This window comes from Bacillus sp. 3103sda1 (assembly GCF_024159135.1).
In the GTDB taxonomy this organism is placed as follows: Bacteria; Bacillota; Bacilli; order Bacillales; family Bacillaceae_G; genus Bacillus_A; species Bacillus_A rhizoplanae.
Genome location: NZ_JAMYWS010000001.1, coordinates 1,523,252 through 1,539,933, shown reverse-complemented (window position 1 = coordinate 1,539,933; position 16,682 = coordinate 1,523,252). Strand labels below are relative to the sequence as shown.

The 16,682-nt window shown below is 36.4% G+C and carries 15 protein-coding genes, 2 other RNA genes and 1 riboswitch; of the genes, 5 read left to right on the top strand and 12 right to left on the bottom strand.

The genetic code is table 11. The features are described 5' to 3' along the window. Positions 1–83: 83 nt before the first annotated feature. The 5 genes from ssrS (NKR74_RS07760) to NKR74_RS07740 form a co-directional block, all read right to left on the bottom strand. Positions 84–268, bottom strand: a non-coding RNA gene (gene ssrS, locus NKR74_RS07760) — 6S RNA. A 22-nt stretch (positions 269–290) separates the two neighbouring features. Continuing rightward, positions 291–475, bottom strand: a non-coding RNA gene (gene ssrS, locus NKR74_RS07755) — 6S RNA. Positions 476–590: 115 nt separating this feature from the next. Then, positions 591–1,424, bottom strand: a complete 834-nt coding sequence (locus tag NKR74_RS07750) for a sulfurtransferase (protein ID WP_253629138.1) — start codon at positions 1,422–1,424, stop codon at positions 591–593. A 2-nt stretch (positions 1,425–1,426) separates the two neighbouring features. Continuing rightward, positions 1,427–1,699, bottom strand: coding sequence for a YpbS family protein (locus NKR74_RS07745; RefSeq protein ID WP_098309349.1), 273 nt, complete (start codon positions 1,697–1,699; stop codon positions 1,427–1,429). 12 nt (positions 1,700–1,711) lie between these two features. Next, positions 1,712–2,173: a GNAT family N-acetyltransferase gene (locus tag NKR74_RS07740; RefSeq protein ID WP_253629137.1), complete on the bottom strand. Its 462-nt coding sequence runs from the start codon at positions 2,171–2,173 to the stop codon at positions 1,712–1,714. Positions 2,174–2,245: 72 nt separating this feature from the next. Here NKR74_RS07740 and NKR74_RS07735 point away from each other — a divergent pair, with 72 nt between their 5' ends. Next, positions 2,246–2,500, top strand: coding sequence for a DUF3931 domain-containing protein (locus NKR74_RS07735; protein WP_098309351.1), 255 nt, complete (start codon positions 2,246–2,248; stop codon positions 2,498–2,500). Positions 2,501–2,503: 3 nt separating this feature from the next. On the opposite strand, the gene NKR74_RS07730 is transcribed toward NKR74_RS07735, so the two are convergent. After that, entirely contained in the window at positions 2,504–6,154 is a 3,651-nt protein-coding gene (locus tag NKR74_RS07730; RefSeq protein ID WP_253629136.1) for a dynamin family protein, read from the bottom strand. Positions 6,155–6,288: 134 nt separating this feature from the next. Beyond that, a complete protein-coding gene (locus NKR74_RS23910) occupies positions 6,289–6,411 on the bottom strand; it encodes a hypothetical protein (protein ID WP_301287880.1) in 123 nt (40 codons plus the stop codon). 238 nt (positions 6,412–6,649) lie between these two features. Here NKR74_RS23910 and NKR74_RS07725 point away from each other — a divergent pair, with 238 nt between their 5' ends. Further along, positions 6,650–7,819 carry a DUF418 domain-containing protein gene (locus NKR74_RS07725; protein WP_253629135.1) on the top strand — a complete coding sequence of 390 codons (1,170 nt, stop codon included), beginning with the start codon at positions 6,650–6,652 and terminating at the stop codon, positions 7,817–7,819. A 14-nt stretch (positions 7,820–7,833) separates the two neighbouring features. On the opposite strand, the gene pbuX is transcribed toward NKR74_RS07725, so the two are convergent. Both pbuX and NKR74_RS07715 read right to left on the bottom strand, forming a co-directional pair. Further along, a complete protein-coding gene (gene pbuX, locus NKR74_RS07720; RefSeq protein ID WP_253629134.1) occupies positions 7,834–9,156 on the bottom strand; it encodes a xanthine permease PbuX in 1,323 nt (440 codons plus the stop codon). 1 nt (position 9,157) lies between these two features. Beyond that, positions 9,158–9,751, bottom strand: a complete 594-nt coding sequence (locus NKR74_RS07715; RefSeq protein ID WP_098309356.1) for a xanthine phosphoribosyltransferase — start codon at positions 9,749–9,751, stop codon at positions 9,158–9,160. Between the two features lie 108 nt (positions 9,752–9,859). Next, positions 9,860–9,961: riboswitch (purine riboswitch) on the bottom strand. A gap of 373 nt (positions 9,962–10,334) precedes the next feature. On the opposite strand from NKR74_RS07715, the gene NKR74_RS07710 reads away from it, so the two are divergent. The 3 genes from NKR74_RS07710 to NKR74_RS07700 are packed head-to-tail and all read left to right on the top strand — an operon-like array spanning position 10,335 to position 12,631. Next, positions 10,335–10,481, top strand: coding sequence for a cytochrome c oxidase subunit 2A (locus tag NKR74_RS07710; RefSeq protein ID WP_098309357.1), 147 nt, complete (start codon positions 10,335–10,337; stop codon positions 10,479–10,481). 30 nt (positions 10,482–10,511) lie between these two features. Then, positions 10,512–10,985 carry a cytochrome c oxidase subunit II gene (locus tag NKR74_RS07705; protein ID WP_098309358.1) on the top strand — a complete coding sequence of 158 codons (474 nt, stop codon included), beginning with the start codon at positions 10,512–10,514 and terminating at the stop codon, positions 10,983–10,985. Further along, positions 10,982–12,631, top strand: a complete 1,650-nt coding sequence (locus NKR74_RS07700) for a b(o/a)3-type cytochrome-c oxidase subunit 1 (RefSeq protein ID WP_253629133.1) — start codon at positions 10,982–10,984, stop codon at positions 12,629–12,631. The genes NKR74_RS07705 and NKR74_RS07700 overlap by 4 nt, the downstream gene beginning before the upstream one ends. Positions 12,632–12,763: 132 nt before the next feature. Here NKR74_RS07700 and NKR74_RS07695 read toward each other — a convergent pair whose 3' ends face one another. The 3 genes from NKR74_RS07695 to NKR74_RS07685 form a co-directional block, all read right to left on the bottom strand. Further along, positions 12,764–14,281, bottom strand: coding sequence for a carboxypeptidase M32 (locus tag NKR74_RS07695; protein ID WP_253629132.1), 1,518 nt, complete (start codon positions 14,279–14,281; stop codon positions 12,764–12,766). A gap of 91 nt (positions 14,282–14,372) precedes the next feature. Continuing rightward, complete coding sequence (locus NKR74_RS07690; protein WP_098309362.1) at positions 14,373–16,313, bottom strand: ATP-dependent DNA helicase; 1,941 nt, start codon at positions 16,311–16,313, stop codon at positions 14,373–14,375. A 132-nt stretch (positions 16,314–16,445) separates the two neighbouring features. Next, positions 16,446–16,631, bottom strand: coding sequence for a DUF3921 family protein (locus NKR74_RS07685; protein WP_098309363.1), 186 nt, complete (start codon positions 16,629–16,631; stop codon positions 16,446–16,448). Between the last annotated feature and the right edge of the window lie 51 nt (positions 16,632–16,682).

Below are 16,682 nucleotides of genomic sequence, written 5' to 3'. Positions count from 1 at the left end.
AACGAAACTTAAATGATTTCCAGCGTGCTGGCAAAAAGGCTTCTCAAAACAAAAAAACTTACGTATAAAACGTAAGTTTTTTATATAGTCCCACATATGCCGTTCTCTTCTAGATGTCCATAAACCCGCTCTCGCAGGTGGATGCTCTCAAAAATGCTTTCATCTTCCTTCTTAAAAAGATGGCATGATGGCTACATTTAAATATTGAACTTCCGTATTACTCTCATTGGTTTAAGACATACACAAGCTACGTACATCGTAGGCATTAATTATTAATCATAAGGATAAATAGAACCCCCGCACGTGCCGTCCCTCGTAAATGTCCAAAAACCCGCTACTCGCAGGTGGATGTTCTCACAGTTACCGTTCATCTTCCTTCTCAAAGAAAGGCTTGATGTTGGCCTCTAAATATCGAACTTCCGTAAAACTAACATCGGTTTTAGACATAAATAAGTTACGCACACCGCAGGATGTTTTATTTATTTGTCGTTATCTTATCACATTGTTCGCAATGTGTAAAATATATTGTTATTAAAGTATTTCTTGCTTGTGATCCTATTGTAATACAAAACTTTTTGAGGTGCAATAGGCTACTGTTTTTCTTTCGCAATTGGATTTTCAGGATAAGAAATCCAATCACTCCAGCTGCCCGCATATAATTTTACATTTGTAAAACCAGCCATTTTTAACGCTAATACGTTCGGGCATGCCGTTACACCTGATCCGCAATATACAATTGTTTCTTTCTTTTTATCAAGATCGATAAAACGCTCTTCTTGTGCGTCCTGTCCCTTAAAAGCACCAAAATCAGTTACGCCGTCTTTCCAAAAATAATTTTGTGCAGTTGGAATGTGACCGGCCACTTTATCAACTGGTTCTTCTAATCCTGCGTATCGCTTTGGTTCTCGCGAATCAATAAGTGTTATATTTGCCTGTTTATTAATTTTCTCTTGTAATTCTTCCATTGTTACGACAATATCATGCTGCAGAGTTGGAACAAACGTCTTAGGTGCAAAAACTGGTATATCATTCGTTACTTCGACCTTTTGCTCCTTCCATTCTGGGAAGCCACCATTTAACACATATACTTTGTCATGTCCAAGGTACGTTAAGAGCCACCAGAGACGAGAGGCCATTGCTCCTCCTTGACTATCATATGCCACAACTGTTGTATGTTCATCAATCCCAGCTTGTGAAAGTTTTTGTACAAACGCTTCTATATTTGGAAGCGGGTGACGTCCGCCATGTTGTGTAACCGGACTTGATAAATCTTTATCTAAATCAAAATAGAGTGCACCTGAAATATGTGCCTCATTATATTGCTCTCTTCCCCAATTCGGATTTGCTAAGTCAAAACGACAATCGATAATACGAACATGCTCATCTTGTATATGTTCATGTAACCATTCGACTGTAACGATCATACTTAACGACCTTCTTTCTCTTGTAAACGTTCTACGTACTCCATCACCATTTCTTCTGTCACAATCTTACGTTGCGGTGCAATACCGTTTTTTGCAAGCCCATTAATTTGTTTTGTTACCATATTAATTACATCAACAGAGAAAGGTTTCCCATTTGATGCAAGCGATACTGCTGCTTCAATTGCTGCTTCACGTTGCGCCTCTAATTGTAGAAATGCTTTCACCACTTCATTTTGTTTACGAGAATGTGCTGTAATTGCTGCATGTACTTCCATGTTCGCTTCCCCCTAGTATAAGTCCATCGTAAGCCGAATCATATCCCGGCATACAATGCCATTTTCTATAATCTCTTCTTCATAATGCTTCGAAAAGTAATCAAAATCAATAGAAAAAATACGAAATCCACATTTTTGATATAAAGCAAGCTGCGAAACGCTCGAATTACCTGTCCCTATTTCAAGCTTCCGCATGCCGTGTTCTTTTGCAGTTGTAATCGCATGCTGTAATAACTGCTTCCCGATGCCCTTACCCTGTTCTTGTTCACAAACTGCAATATTCATAATCTCCATCGTATTAGGGCGTGTTTCCAATAATATGTATGACCCTATCACATGTTCATCACGTTTAGCAACGTAAATCATTCCTCGTTGAAGATATGACTGTAACTGCCTTTCGTTCGGATCAGCAAGTAATAATAATGATATCGGTGCCTTATCTTCAGAAATACGCTCAACAATTAATTGTTCCATAAAAATTCTCTCATCTCCACCTGTTCTAAATACCCCTTGTCTTCCATAAGTAATACAAAGGAGGTCATCACTATGGACAACAATGAAAAGAAGTGCAATATAATCTCCATTGATGAGAAGAAAAAGAAAAATGGCACGTACTCCTATCCAAAGTTAGTGATAGAAGGAAAACCATATGAATTCACTTCCTTCGTCTTATGCGGCGAAACGCCAGATGGAAAACGTCTCGTCTTAACTCATATGGTTTCCTCAGATGAATTTGCAGGATTTGTAAAATCATTAGATGCTGTTCTACAAAAACGCATTGAACGTATCTTTTTCTCTTAATACTTATAGAACTTCTACTTCATGTTTTATTTTCATTAATTGTTTTTCCAATTCTTCTTTTCTCTTTTCGTATGCAGAAACATCAATTGTTTCCAATAACGCAAATAATAAACTTTCATAGTATTGCGCTGCGTCTTGCATCATGACTGTTTTCACAAGTTGCCATCCATGAAGCCATTCTTGTTTATAGTGATTAACAAATAGGTGCTGTTCTTCCATTACGTAATCTGCCACAAATGGTTCTAACGTTTGCTTCATTTCTTCTTGCATCAATGCTTTATCATTTTTTTCAAAGAAGCTTTTCTCACTTTTAAAATGGGATAATGCTTTTTTAAATTGTTTTGCTTCCATATTTGGAAATGGATTTTCATGCATAAGAACGCGATAGTCATATGTTGTATCTGTACGGATGACGAGCTGTTCATTCTTTGTAGCACATTGCACCGTTACTTCTTCTTGCACATGTTTCATCGTTTCATTCATCCATTTTTCAAGACGCAGCGACGTTGCACGCATTTCTTGCAATAAATCATGTTGTAAGAAGGCAATTAACTCCATCATGCACTCTTGTAATTTTTCTTTCACATTCCCTTGTGTTCGTAAAGAAGCTGGATTAATAAATTCTGTAAACACATCATTGTATCGTAAAAATAAGCGCTGTTTTACATAATATAGAAGCTCTTTCACTTCATTTTCCAATGCCATTTCTTCTGTTACAACACTATGCGAAGAGATCATATGAAGCAGTTCTTCACGTTCCGCTTCATATTTTTTTCGTTTTTGTTCTTTTTCTTCATTTCCTTGTGTTGCACTTTCAATCATATTTGTAAGAAGTTTATAACCGTTTTGAAGTGCTCCATTTAAAGAATGAACCGATACAAGCATTAAATCTCTCATGATAAACGAAGTGAACGCTTGTTCAAACGGTGCAAGACCAGAATGTTTTAAAATACCATACGTTTCTTTTGAAATATCTTTTCCTTGTTTTTCTTCTAATGCAAATAAGCTAGAAATCGCAAACAGACGTGGATTCCGAATCCCGTACTGCAACAATTGATCACTAATATACCCTTTTACTGTGTGTAATTCCTCTTCTGACTGTGCTAAATCCGCAGCATTAATTAAGAAGAACATTTTATCAAGTGCAAACGTATCTTTTACACGTCCAAGCTGAATTAAAAATTCTCGATCTGCTCGTGAAAACACGTGATTATAATACGTTACAAATAAAATTGCGTCTGCATTTTTTATATATTGGAATGCTACGTCTGTATGGCGTGCGTTAACAGAGTCTGCTCCCGGCGTATCAACAAGTGCAATGCCTTGTCTCGTTAATTCACAATCATAATAAAGCTCCATATATTCTACAAAGCATGACTTTTCTTCATTGGCCACATAATCAGCAAATTCAGCTAATGTTACGCGAGATTGCTCTCCTAAACGATGCCCTACTTCCGCATACCCATGCTGCACCGCTCGTAAAAAACTAAACGTTGTTTTTTGTCTGCCACTTGGCGCTGGATATTGTAGTACATCATCAATTTGTAAGAGTGCTTCTTCCAAAGATGTAATATCACGGTGAAATAACTTATAAACAGCCTTTAAGTCCTCAAAGAGCGCCGTTTCCGATTTGAACTGTACCACTACCGTACCATGCGGCTTCTCATCTGTTACCGGCAAAATTTGATTAATAGTTGCTGTTGTAGGATTCGGTGATACTGGTAATACTTTTTCTCCTAATAAGGCATTGGCAAAGGACGATTTCCCTGCACTAAATGCTCCAAATAACGCCACTGTAAATTGTTTCGTTTCAATGCGTGTTCTCTTTTCAACAATTTCGTCGTATACGTGCGTCAAAGCCGGAAGCTGTTTTAGAACAAATTCTGTTTCCTTTACATGTTCTAATACGCGCTGAATATTAACATTTCCTGTGCTTGCAACTTGATTTTCCGTATACGTAGATACAGCTTCTTGTTCTTGCAATTGAAATTTAGCATTTGTCACTCGTTGTGTTCGTTGTAAAATATCTTCTATTTCCATCGTTTCAGGCACAGAAACACAATCGTTCCATACATCATGCAAATATGTTTCATACTGATCGTACTGTTCCATATATTGACGTTTCATGTCATTCGCATGTTGCACCGCTTCGTATTGCTTTCGTTCTTTATCAATGCTTAGCAGCTCAGCTTTTCCTCTTTCTTGTAATATCGGTAAAGCTTTCGCAAATATAGATTGTGCCGCATTGTAATATCGTTTCTTTAATTCATTTGCAACATCTGCTGTATAATGTAATAAATAATCTCCTGTAAACCCTGCTCCTTGCTTAATCATTTCCTCTAAAAGTGACGATTCAAAAGAAATATTCAAATCATATACTGCTTTTCCTAATTCTTCTGTAAATATCTCTTCTTGCTTTGTAAAAGAAACAATATATTCTTTTACATGAAAGTCTAATTGTGCTTCTACCGTCTTTTGCAGGGACTCATAAAACGCTTGTAAACGACGCTGCTTTTCTTGATCAGTTTTTGCTTTTGCAAATAATAAACCAACTTTAAATTTCGTCAATTTTGTTTCTAAGTATTGATTTGCTAAATCACGCATTTCAAATGGCATTAAATATGCATTATCTAATATATTGTGCAGTCCTATGATAAATCTATTTTTTACTTCATCTTCTTTTGCATAAAATTCTTTTTCTTTTTCAGCAAGTTCTTCTAAAATCGACGTAACTTCTTCATACGATAATAGCGATGTCAATTCTTCACGAAGCGGCTCCAGCTGTTTCTCATACTGTGTTAACAAATAAGAAAGATGTTCTTGTAGTAAATAAGAAACTTCCTTTTCCATTCCACCTTTTACATAAGAACCACGTTCTTTCATAATAGAAACAAGCAGATCCTCTAGCTTTTCCAATTCATTGTACGAATGTTGTTGCAATCGTAAAGACGTATAAAATATACCATCAACGTCAACATTCCAATTTGCAAATGACTGCATTACACTTTGCTGATACGCAGAAAAAGACAATTCATGTTCTTTATGCTTATCAATCTGGTTCACAACAAGATAAACCGTTTTATTACGTTGCTTTAATTCTTTGACAAACTGTAAATTCACTTCCGATTGCACATGATTATAATCCATCATATAAAAAATAATGTCGGCAAGATGCAGCGTAGATTCAGTCGCAAGTTGATGTGCATCATCAGTTGAATCAATACCAGGCGTATCAACAAGAACAACGCCTTCTGGGAGCGGTGCATCGCTCCGATAAATATGGATTCCAATCACTTCATCGCCATTTTTACAAAGCTGTTTTAATTCTTCTGCTGTATACATACCGTCATACTCGTATTTCTGTCCTGATTTTAATGTAACAACGACGCGAGCATGTCCTTTTTCTATCTTTACCACATTCGCACTCGTTGGAATCGGACTTGTTGGCAACAATTGATCTTTATATAAATAGTTCATCATTGTTGATTTTCCAGCAGAGAAATGTCCACAAAATGCAATCATAAGCTGCTCTTCTTTATATTTCTGTATAACTTCAAGCAACTTTTCACTATGTTCCATATCACCTTTTTTCTGCCACTCTTCATAAAAACAAACAAGCTTTTGTAAACTGTTTGTTTGCACTGTTTTTGTCATCCCCTCATGCCCCTTTGTTCCAAGATGTATCCACCTATTATATTACTAAATTTTCAGCATCTTCACAGTAAAAAAATAAAAAATCCCTTTCATTCTTTTTGAAAACGAAAGGGATTTCTATGTAATATAGTTCATTATTTAGTTGCTCCTACTCGATTTAACACATGTTTTGTTACAACTGCATATAAAACAACTGTTCCTGCTAAAAATGCATATACCATACAATCACACCTAACTTTCTTGATAATGATTATCAATTTTAAACACATTGTACCATTAGAGAGAATGATTATCAATATATATTTTAAAAATAAAAGCTCCTTTTCAAATAAAGGAGCTTTCATACTGCCTGTTCTAAAGGAGTAGTAGGATTGTTGTGCCCTCTTATTATAACTCACGGGAGAAATGTTAACAGTTAAAAAAATTGGAAATATATATCCCACCACTTTCCATACCGTATATACTAAAAGAAATATACAAAAAAGGAGAGGAAGTATGGCAAAGAGTATTTCACAAAATGAAAGAATTCATTCTATTGATATTATACGAGGGATTGCAATTTTTGGTATTTTCCTTGTAAACTGGCCTGTATTAGCTGGCATTGAATCGAGAGATCTAACAGGTGTTTACGAAGGATTGGATCGTTACATTCGACTGTTTTATGATCTGTTTGTCCAAACAAAATTTTACACAATTTTTTCCTTTTTGTTCGGCCTTGGTTTTTATATTTTTATGAAACGTGCTGAAGAGAAAGCATATCGTCCAAAATTACTATTTATACGTAGACTACTGATATTGTTATTGTTTGGATTTTTACATTATGTTTTGCTTTGGGACGGCGATATTTTACATAATTATGCAATAAGTGGATTTGTACTTCTTTTATTTTATAAAAGGCAACCAAAAACTTTACTAATCTGGTCCCTTATTTTATTAAGTATATGGGAATTTATTATGTTGCTTACTAGCTCAGCGATGCTAGTCGTTCCGCTTGAAAAACTTGGAGATTTTTCTGCTCCGGTAGTTCCGTTGCTAAATTGGAGCTTGCAAGTGCAAGATCGTTTTACTGCTTTTTACTCTGAAGAAATCGGCTATTCTCTTATGATGCTACCGGAAACAGTTGGTCTCTTTTTACTTGGTCTATACGCCGGCAAAAAAGAAATCTTCCGCCGCGTAAAAGATATTGATACAAAGCTAAAGAAATGGCAAATCATTGCCTTCATCGCTACTTTGCCAACATGGTGGATTATGATTGTCTATTTCAATATGAACGATTCATACATGCCATTTAAAATGATTGGCTTTATTACGTTAAGCGGAAAAACATTATTCATTTTTTACATTCTCACACTTATGCGTCTATTGCAGCATGCAAAATGGCAAAAAATATTTCGTCCCTTCCAATATGTTGGCCGTATGGCATTAACAAATTATATTTCACAAACTATTGTAACTTTATTGGTATTCGGTTTATTATTTCAAGCAAATATCGTATTCCCACTATGGGGCGGCACACTCTTCTGTATCGGCTTCTATATTATTCAAATCTTTGTTAGCCGCTGGTGGCTATCTCGTTATCAGTATGGACCACTTGAATATATTTGGCGTCTTGGTACCTATGGAAAAAACATGCCTATGAAAAAACAAAGCAGTATCTCATCGTGAGATACTGCTTTGTTTTACGCTTTAGAAACAGCGCTTTGCATTGCAACTTGCTCTTCTTTTATCTTCGTTTGTTTTTGCGGAACCATATTAAACACAATATTTAAAAGTACTGCTGAGGCACTTCCTAATACAATTCCGTTATCAGTTAAAATACGAACGCTCTCTGGAAGTTGCGAGAATAATGTTGGCACAACTGTTACACCAAGACCAATTCCAACAGAACACGCAACAATTAATAAGTTTTCCTGTTTTGCAAAGTTAACAGCGCTTAACATTTTAATACCATATGCCATAACCATTCCGAACATAGCAAGCATTGCACCGCCAAGTACTGGCGTTGGAATAATCGTTGTTAGCGCGGCAATCTTTGGAATAAATCCAAGTACAATAAGCATACCACCGCATGTGTAAATGACAACACGATTGCGCACACCTGTCAGTTGAACAAGACCCACATTTTGTGAATATGTCGTATACGGAAATGCGTTAAAAATACCACCTAACATCATTGCAATTCCTTCTGCACGATATCCTTTTGCCAATTCTTTTTCACCAATTTTTTTGTTACAGATATCCGATAGTGCAAAATAAACTCCTGTTGCTTCGACAATTCCTACACAAGCAACTAGAATCATTGTAATGATAGGTGTTAATTCGAATGTTGGTGTACCGAAGTAAAATGGCTGTACACCATGAAACCAATCAGCTTCCGCTACAGCTTGTAAACTTACCTTCCCCATTAATGCTGCAATTGCTGTACCAAATAATAATCCTAATAAGATAGAAATAGAGCGAATGAAACCATCAAAAAAACGGTACATGATGATGATAAATAACAATACTCCGAATGCTAATGCTAAATTGGGTAAACTACCAAAATCTTTGCTTCCTACACCACCAGCCATGTCATTAATCGCGACTGGAACTAATGTAACTCCAATAACTGTTACAACTGATCCAGTAACAACTGGTGGAAACAGTTTTACAAGCTTTCCAAACACACTAGAAAATAAAACAACAAATAGTCCTGCTGCAATAATAGAACCATACACAGCGGATACTCCATATTGCTTACCAATAGCAATCATCGGTCCAACTGCTGTAAAAGTGCAACCTAACACTACTGGAAGTCCAATACCGAAGAAACGATTCGTTAATGCTTGTAAAATTGTTGCAATGCCGCACATTAATAAGTCAATTGACACTAAATACGTAAGTTCACGCTGATTTAATCCAAGTCCGCCTCCAACAATGAGCGGAACGATAACTGCCCCGGCATACATTGCCAACATATGTTGAATACCGAGAGATGCAACCTTAAGAGGGTGTTGCTTCATCTTACTTCACCTCCGCTGCCGCATGTTCGACAAAACGAACTGTACCATTATCAAGCGATGCGATTTCTGCCAACGATTCTACGCGAACGCCGCTCTCACGTAATTTACTTCCTCCATCTTGAAATGCTTTTTCAATCACGATTCCGATACCCGCCACTGTTGCTCCTGCTTGCTGTACTAAGTTCATTAAACCAAGTGCTGCCTGACCGTTCGCTAAAAAGTCATCAATAATAAGGACGCGGTCGTCTTCATGTATATATTGTTTCGATATAGAGATTTCGTTCGTTTCTTGTTTTGTATAGGAATATACTTTTGCAATATACATATTATCTTGTAACGTTAACGATTTACGTTTTCTTGCAAAAACAACTGTTACACCAAATTCTAATGCAGCCATTACAGCTGGAGCAATTCCTGAAGACTCAATCGTCACGATTTTTGTAATTTTCTCGTCTTTAAAACGCTTTGCAAATTCTTTTCCGATTTCTTGCATAAGCACTGGATCAATTTGATGATTTAAAAATGCATCCACTTTTAACACATCATCTGACAATACTTTTCCTTCTCGCATAATTTTCTCTTGTAATAATTTCATGGTTTGTTCCCCCTCTTATGCAAATAAAAAACTCCAAAAGCAGCCTTCACCCAATACAAGTGAGGGACGCGCTTTTGGAGCTTTGCAAAAAAAGAATGCAACTATAGCAATATATTCGTCCTCACTCATAGTCGAAGCATTTACGGTACTTCGGTAGAAACTTGCAGGCCATATTCCTGCGATTATATGAGTGTTGCTAACTTATTTAATTTAATAAAAGGATTATAACGCACTTTTTTTACTTTGAAAAGCATTTTACGAAAAAACACGTACAAATTTAAAAAATATACAATTTTCGTTCGACTTTTTGAAACCTCTTTCATTTTGAAATCATACCTATTTTTTAAGAACTTCAAAACTACTTAGGTTGCTAGCATTGTGAACGAACCATCTACTTCACATTTTTTTCACAATTCCTCATTACAAAATCTGTAATACATCACGATTTATCAACTTTTCATCATAAGCATAGTTTTAATTGTATCAATGAACACTTTTTGAAAGCACCGCTGACAATGTAGAAATTATCAAAATATTTCGTATGATAAAAATGTAAGATTCACTTTCTCGGGGAGGGAGAAAAATGGGAGAACGTAAACTACAGCCAGTCGAAAACAAACAACAAAAGAAAAGTTCACTAAAAGGAACATTAATTTCTGTTTTTTTGCTCGGCTTCTTTTTAATCTTCACATGGTTTAGTGTATACCAAATTTTTTTAAATCGATTGTAATGTTATTGGTAAACAAAGGGGAGATGGGATATGCACTTGCATAAGTACGAAAAAATTTGGCTCATTTTCGGTATCGGTTCATTATTTGTATTTTTAGCTATAATTGGAGTAAGCGCGTTTTATATGGGAAACCAGCCGCCTAGCTGCTTAACGACAATCGACCCAGAAAAAGTAAATGCGACTGCTCCCTTTGATCATCCTGGTGTAAAACAAGTTGGTAAAGATCATTATCAAGTAACAATTGTCTCACAAGCATTTTCCTTTACACCAAATGTCATTAAGGTACCAAAAGGAGCCAAAGTTGACTTTGTTGTCGCAACGAAAGATGTTGTACATGGCTTTGAAATTGCAGGGACAAATGTGAATATGATGGTTGAGCCCGGCTATGTGAGCACAGCTTCTCAAGTGTTTCAAAAGGCTGGTGAGTATTTAATCGTATGTAATGAATATTGCGGGACAGGCCATCATATGATGAGCGCGAAAGTAGAGGTGACTGACAAATGATACATGTTCAGGATAAAATATACAAAAAAGACGCCAAACTTGCGATGGCTCATATACATGTTGCATTTATCGCTCTATTCTTAGGAGGATTATGTGGGCTACTGCAAGTACTTGTCCGATCTGGAAAATTTAATCTTCCAGCTGGAATTGGTTATTATCAAGTACTAACAACACATGGTGTGTTACTTGGCCTCGTATTAACAACATTTTTTATTATCGGCTTTTTGTTTGCCTGTATGAGCAAAACTGCTGGGACTCTTTCAAAAGGAGTACGAACAACAGGCTGGATTGGTTTTTGGCTTATGACTACTGGAACAACCATCACCGCTATTTTTATACTATTAAATAAAGCTACTGTTCTCTATACATTTTATGCTCCGTTAAAAGCTCACCCTGGATTTTACATTGGTCTTACCCTCGTTGTTGTCGGCAGTTGGTTTAGCGGCCTTGCGATGTTTGCTCATTATCGCACATGGAAAAAGCAAAATAAAGGAAAAGCTGGTCCATTACTTAGCTTCATGGCTGTTATTACAATGCTGCTTTGGCTCGTTGCCACTCTTGGCGTCGCTGCAACAGTACTTGTACAATTTATTCCTTGGAGCTTAGGCATCGTTGATAAAATTGATGTTCTTGTTAGCCGAACATTATTTTGGTACTTCGGTCATCCACTCGTATATTTCTGGCTTCTCCCTGCCTACATGGCATGGTATGTCATTATTCCAAAGATTATTGGCGGAAAAATTTTTAGTGATTCTCTCGCTCGTTTATCATTTATTTTATTCTTATTATTTTCCGTGCCGGTTGGATTTCACCATCAATTAACAGAACCAGGTATTGATCCTGGATGGAAATTTTTACAAGTAACCTTAACGTTCATGGTTATCATCCCATCATTAATGACAGCATTCTCTCTATTTGCATCATTTGAGCAATACGGCCGCTCAAAAGGAGCAACTGGACTATTTGGCTGGCTGCGTATGCTTCCATGGTCGGATGCTAGATTCTTTGCACCGTTCGTTGGAATGCTTATGTTCATTCCAGCCGGAGCAGGAGGACTTGTAAATGCAAGCCATCAATTAAATCAAGTTGTCCATAATACAATCTGGATAACAGGACACTTTCACTTAACATTAGCCACATCTGTTGTACTAACATTTTTCGGCATTAGCTATTGGCTTATCCCCCACTTAACAGGACGTGTTTTGACAAAAGAAATGAATCGCCTTGCGATGATTCAAACTTGTGTATGGGCACTTGGAATGTTCTTCATGTCTGCTGGGATGCACTTTGCTGGACTATTAGGAGCTCCGCGCCGCTCTTCTTTTTCCACATATGGAAATGCACCGCAAGCTATTGAATGGATACCGTATCAGATTGCACAAGCAGTCGGAGGAACAATCTTATTTGTCGGCATTATATTAGCAATCATTATCTTTTTAGATCTTGCTTTCTTTGCACCAAAAGGGCACACTGAATTTCCGGTTGGAGAAGTATCTGATGCGTCTGATCAACCACCAATTGTCTTTGAAAATTGGAAACTATGGCTTGGAATTACAGCACTACTTATTTTATTCGCATATACCATTCCATTTATGGATATGATTCAAAATGCGCCGCCAGGTTCGAAAGGTTTTAAATTCTGGTAATATAGCAAGCAGAGGTGCTTTTTTAGCTCCTCTGCTTTTTAATTCAATTAACGATTACATTAAAAATAATATTTCCAATCCCGATCAACTCTAAAAAGAAGACGAGCCACAATAAATAGCTCGTCTTCTCTCTTATAATTCGTAAATTCCTTTATATTTTCCTTCCAAATAATCCGCTAAATAGCTCGCATTTAATCCTTCACCCGTTACATCTTGCAAAATTTCTAAAGGCTTTTTCATTTTTCCATATTGGTGAATATTTTTTGTTAACCATTCACGAATTGGTGCAACATTTCCTTCTTCTAATAGTTCATCAAAATTTGGAATATCTTCTAGCATCTTATGCTTGAACTGAGCTGCATACATGTAACCGAGCGCATATGATGGGAAGTATCCGAAATCTCCACCAGCCCAGTGTACATCTTGCAGTACACCTTGTGCGTCATTTTCCGGACGGATTCCTAGGTAGTTCTCCATTTTCTCGTTCCAAACAGATGGTAAGTCTTTTACTTCTAATGTTCCATCAAATAATTCTTTTTCAATTTCATAACGAACCATCACATGAAGTGGGTACGTTAATTCATCCGCTTCGATACGAATGAAAGATGGTTTCGATTCATTAATTGCATCGTAAAACTCATCTACAGATAAACTATTAAATTGACCACCTGTATATTGTTTTAATAGATCATAATTCTTTTTCCAGAACGACTTATTGCGACCAATAAAGTTCTCAAAGAATAAAGATTGTGATTCATGAATACCCATAGATGTGCCATCACAAAGCGGTGTACCTTCTAATTCTTTTGAAATATTTTGCTCATACACTGCATGACCACATTCATGAACTGTTCCAAATACTGCCATACGAAAATCATTTTCATCATAACGTGTTGTAATGCGGACATCACCGCGATTTAATGTAATTGCAAATGGATGTACTGTTTCATCTAAGCGGCCTGCATCAAAATTGTAATCCAATTGCTTTAGTAGTTGTAAGCTAAATCGTTTTTGCTGCTCTTTGGAAAAATGTTTACTTAAAGCTTCCGTTTGCAACGTTTTATTTGCGTTAGCAATTTGTCCAACAAGCGGAACAATTCGCTCACGTAATTGTCCAAATACGCGGTCTAATACTTCTACTGTTACACCAGGTTCGTACATATCTAATAATGTATTATACTTGTATGTTTCATAACCCCAATATGTAATAAACTTCTTTTTAAATTCAACAATTTTCTCTAAGTATGGACGGAACATTTCAAAATCAGATTTTTCACGTGCTTCTTCCCACACACTTTCTGCTTTTGCCTGTAGTTTTACAAATTCTTCGTATTCATTCTTTGGAATTTTCTTATTTCGATCATATTCTTTTCGGCACTCTTCTACAGTTTTTCTTGTCACATCTGAGAGTTTTCCTTCTGCAATTAACTCTTCTAATCCTATTAAATAGGCCTCCATCTCTTTAGAAGTTGACATATCGAACACTTCTGCCGAAAGCATGCCAATTACTTCAGAACGTTGATCTACACCGTTTTTAGGCGCACCTGTGCGTAAATCCCAAAATATAAGATTCAGCGCTTCCTCATAATTCATCATTTTCTTTATAAAAACTAGAAACTCTTTTTCAATTTCATATGTAACTGCCGTCATATTCAAGACCCTCCTTTTCTTACTCCACATTTAATTCAACACGAATACTCAAATTCCTCTTATATGCAAATAAGCTTGGCATACGCCAAGCTTATTGTAACATTTCTCCTTCTACTGGGAGAACTCGTTTAACAGCTTCTACTACTTTCTCATTCTCACCTTCTGATAAGAATAACGAAATATATCCTTTATCTTCGCTCGTACGAATTAAACGCCCAATTCCTTGACGAAGACGTAAAATCATATATGGAACGTCAACATCCCAAAACGGATCATTTACATGCTTGCGCTTCGCTTCAAATACAGGATCATTTGGAGGGAATGGAAGCGACCAAATAATAACGTGAGATAACGAAGAACCTGGAATATCTAAACCTTCCCATAAATGAACTGCACATAATACCGTTTCCTCTTCATTTTGGAAACGAGAAACAAGCTGACTAATCTCTTGATCTCCTTCATATAAAAACGGTACTGACATTTGTTCTTTCCCTACATATTCTTTAAATGCTATTAATTCTTGTTTTGTACGGAATAGAATCAATGTACGTCCATTTGTTTTTTGAATTTCTTCTAATGCGTACTGACATTTTCTTTCCCATTCGTTCGCTTTTGCATATGTCGGCAAGTACACTTTCATCTGCTCTTCATATTCAAACGGAGAAGCAACTGAGAATGATAAATAATCTTTTACCCCTAAACTATTTGCAGTAAATGCAAATGAATTGTTTTCTGATAATGTCGCAGATGAGAAGATGTACGGAATTTTTTTGGAGAATACTTTTTCTTGTAGCACTTCTTCTACAGCACGCGGCATAATAACAAGCGTAAAGGCACCATCACCTTCTTCTCCCCACGTAATTACATTTTTCTCATGCATAAACAATCGTAATGAATGCTCTAATACATCTAAATGTTCGTCAACAATATTTAAATCATACGTGTTTACTGTGTACATTTCACTTTCAAAAACAAGCGCATCGCCAACTTCAGAAATTTTTGCATATAAGCGCTTTGCTTCTGTCGTTACTTTTTCTGTTAATTGAATTTCTAGACGATCAGAACCAGCAATTTCTTTCTTACTTTCTTTTAGCGCTTCAAAGAACTGTTCCGTTTGCCAAATAGTTTCTTCTACTAAATGAGCGAACTCTTCGCGAATATCATTTTGCAGTAATCTTGTTAAAAGTTGCTCCATCATTGTTTGTTTTAAACGATACGTAAGTGCTTTTTGCGCTGCATATTCTACAAGATGCCCTTCATCAAAAACAACGCAGCTACTTTCCGGTAACAACGGCATTTGTCCTTCACGTTTACGTGCATCATACGTCCAAATATGGTCCATATAGAAATCTTGCGAACAAATAATTAAATCTGCTGCTTTACGATAATGTTCACGAGATAATGTTTGTCCACAGCGATGACGAGACTCACACGTGAAACAATCCTGGAAATAGTCCCAAGATACTTTAGACCATTCTTCATCGTTTAATAACGGAAATTCTTTTCGATCGCCGTAATGAGTAAAGTTTTGCATTGTTCCATGATCAAATACGAATTGAGGCAATTCATAATATAAATCTTCAATCACTTCCGGAGCTCGTCCACTCATTACATCTTCAAGCTTACGTAAACATAGGTAATTCTCCATTGATTTTGCCAAACGTACATCGACAGATAGTCCTAATGCTTCTGATAATTTAGCAATGTCCCCTTCTTCTTTCACGAGCTGCTCAATCAACGTTTCATCCGCACAAGCAATAATAGCTGGCTTCCCTGTATAACGTGCATAACAAATCGCATAAAGAAGGTATACAATCGTCTTTCCTGTTCCAACACCCGCTTCAGCAAACATTACTTTCTTCTCTTGAAATGCTCGTTCTAATTGGAACGCCATAAAAATTTGCTCATCACGCTCTTCAAATCCCTTTTCTGGTAAAATGTCGTAAAATACGTCTCCAATCCACTCATTTAACTTGTCGAAAAAATTATCTTGTTTCCCCACTTCAAATGGCAGCTTTTGCTTCGTAAACATCGTATTCCTCCAACTACATAATTTCTATATAAAAAGACAGAGCAACTACTCATAAAAAGAGCAGTTGCTGTTTTCTTGTTGCTTACATAACAAACGAGCGAAAAAAGTTTTCCTAATTGCAGGAAAACTTTTCTACTCTATCAATGATTTTAAATACTGTTTATCAATTAATGTTTCATGTGATAAAGCTGATAAATATTCTTCACGTGCTCTTTGTAATTCATGATCCGCTACGCCGTGAAGGTTTACCTCTTTTTCTAATTCATCATACGTTCGATGAATAGCTTTTTGAATCATAGAAAATTGCAAACCATCCATTAGCGCTTCCTCCTTTAGATTATCGCATAATAGCAAGTATATGCGTTCTAA

Excerpts from the sequence above, each read along its gene's own strand:
- NKR74_RS07750 (WP_253629138.1), bottom strand. The coding sequence starts at position 1,424 with ATGATCGTTACAGTCGAATGGTTACATGAACATATACAAGATGAGCAT.
- NKR74_RS07715 (WP_098309356.1), bottom strand. The coding sequence starts at position 9,751 with ATGAAATTATTACAAGAGAAAATTATGCGAGAAGGAAAAGTATTGTCA.
- NKR74_RS07735 (WP_098309351.1), top strand. The coding sequence starts at position 2,246 with ATGGACAACAATGAAAAGAAGTGCAATATAATCTCCATTGATGAGAAG.
- pbuX (WP_253629134.1), bottom strand. The coding sequence starts at position 9,156 with ATGAAGCAACACCCTCTTAAGGTTGCATCTCTCGGTATTCAACATATG.
- NKR74_RS07740 (WP_253629137.1), bottom strand. The coding sequence starts at position 2,173 with ATGGAACAATTAATTGTTGAGCGTATTTCTGAAGATAAGGCACCGATA.
- NKR74_RS07690 (WP_098309362.1), bottom strand. The coding sequence starts at position 16,313 with ATGTTTACGAAGCAAAAGCTGCCATTTGAAGTGGGGAAACAAGATAAT.
- NKR74_RS07685 (WP_098309363.1), bottom strand. The coding sequence starts at position 16,631 with ATGGATGGTTTGCAATTTTCTATGATTCAAAAAGCTATTCATCGAACG.
- NKR74_RS07700 (WP_253629133.1), top strand. The coding sequence starts at position 10,982 with ATGATACATGTTCAGGATAAAATATACAAAAAAGACGCCAAACTTGCG.
- NKR74_RS07695 (WP_253629132.1), bottom strand. The coding sequence starts at position 14,281 with ATGACGGCAGTTACATATGAAATTGAAAAAGAGTTTCTAGTTTTTATA.
- NKR74_RS07745 (WP_098309349.1), bottom strand. The coding sequence starts at position 1,699 with ATGGAAGTACATGCAGCAATTACAGCACATTCTCGTAAACAAAATGAA.
- NKR74_RS07730 (WP_253629136.1), bottom strand. The coding sequence starts at position 6,154 with ATGACAAAAACAGTGCAAACAAACAGTTTACAAAAGCTTGTTTGTTTT.
- NKR74_RS07710 (WP_098309357.1), top strand. The coding sequence starts at position 10,335 with ATGGGAGAACGTAAACTACAGCCAGTCGAAAACAAACAACAAAAGAAA.
- NKR74_RS07705 (WP_098309358.1), top strand. The coding sequence starts at position 10,512 with ATGCACTTGCATAAGTACGAAAAAATTTGGCTCATTTTCGGTATCGGT.
- NKR74_RS07725 (WP_253629135.1), top strand. The coding sequence starts at position 6,650 with ATGGCAAAGAGTATTTCACAAAATGAAAGAATTCATTCTATTGATATT.